We start from the raw sequence: 1,758 nt of genomic DNA on the forward strand, positions 1-1,758 counted from the left end.
GCGAGGAGCATTCCTGTCTTGAACGCAAAGACATCTTGAAAAGAAAAAAGTCCTCTTGTATGATGCAGGTATCAACGACCAAATCAATACCACTCATACAGGGAGGACTATACATGAATCGTAATATGAACAACCGAATTAATCAAGTAGATGAGAATACATTGGTCATTGGTATCGACATCGCCAAAAAGCTACATTACGCCTGTGCGATGGATGATCGCGGCAGGGTATTAAAGAAGTCTTTCGGGTTGTCTCAAGACCTTGAAGGGTTTCAGAAACTACTAACAGAGATCCAGGCTCTGATGAGCCAGTTTGCGAAGTCTCAGGTCGTTGTGGGCTTCGAACCGACTGGTCATTACTGGATGAACCTTAGCGCATTCCTGGTCGAAGCGGAGATCCCATTTGTCATGGTGAACCCGATGCACGTGAATCGGACTAAAGAGCTCGATGACAACTCTCAGACCAAGAATGACAAGAAGGATGCCCGCGTCATCGCTTCACTTATCCGTGATGGCAGATTCAGCTTCCCACGTATACTTCAAGGAGTTGATGCCGAGTTGCGTACAGGGAACAATAATAGGAAGGCTTTGAAGAAAGAGATGGTGGCCATCCAGAATCGAATGATTCGATGGATTGATATCTATTTTCCAGAGTTCTCCACGATCTTCAAGTCCTTTGGCAAGGTGGCCTGTGAGTTATTGGAGCACACACCTTTCCCTTCTGACCTGACCCGTATCAGTGAGGCTGAGATGATTCAGATATACGAGGATAATCCAGCGGTTCACACGGTACCGAAGAAGAAGCTCATCCTACTCAGAGAAAAGGCATCCGTATCAATCGGTGTACGTGAGAGCCAAGAAACGGCAAGGTTTGAGATACGACGACTGGTAAGGAACTATAAACAATGTCTACAGGACCTCGAGGTCCTAGAAGAGCGGCTCATTGATCTCGCGAAACAACTTCCAGACTTTGAGTACATCACTTCAATCAGAGGCATTGGCGAGAACACTGCCGTCGAGATCTTAGCTGAGGTTGGGCCACTTTCCAACTACCAACATCCAGAACAGATCAAGAAACTGGCGGGACTCTCATTGCGGGAGAACTCTTCCGGTCAACACACTGGGAAAAAGAGCATAACCAAAAGGGGGAGGAGCTCTTTAAGGGCGACCCTCTACAAGACGATCCTGCCACTGATTTCAAACAATAAAACATTTAGAGAGCTCTATGACTATTACACTAAGCGTCAGGACAATCCGTTAAAGAACAAACAAGCCATGGTGGTGCTTTGTGGCAAGTTGATCAAGATCATTCACGCCCTGTGTACTAAGAGAAGACAGTTCGATGCCGAAAAGATGATGAGGGACATCCACTCCCTCCTCCCAGCTGCATAGCTTAAATTCTTAAATCCAGTTGACAACTAAGTGACACGGAGAAGCCAAAACGCGAGTCATAGGACCAAGAGTCAGTCGAGGAGCATATACGGCCTCTGCCTTATGAATAGACCGGACGAAGGAATGTGAGCGCATGACGCCAGGAGACATGGGAGGGTTCGTCATCATAAGAGACGCAGAGATCCACAGTGCACGTGATATGAAAAAAGAACCAATTAATAACAATTGGTTCTAGCGAAGCGTATCTTATGGTTTACAACAAATTGTACTTTTAGTAAAAGATGTTTCTCTAATCAAGGTAAAAAATATTAAAAAGCTCGTAAGAGCAATTCAAACGTTGATACATCAACTTTTCTAGAGGGAGACT

1 protein-coding gene is annotated in these 1,758 nt (G+C 45.4%); it reads left to right on the plus strand.

What is annotated here, in order from left to right:
* Positions 1-113 precede the first annotated feature (113 nt).
* Positions 114-1,391 (plus strand): IS110 family RNA-guided transposase, encoded by a 1,278-nt coding sequence (locus CF394_RS11965; RefSeq protein ID WP_094943915.1) that lies wholly within the window; start codon positions 114-116, stop codon positions 1,389-1,391.
* The last annotated feature ends 367 nt before the right edge of the window (positions 1,392-1,758 follow it).

Source organism: Tetzosporium hominis, from assembly GCF_002265435.1.
GTDB lineage: Bacteria > Bacillota > Bacilli > Bacillales_A > Planococcaceae > Chryseomicrobium > Chryseomicrobium hominis.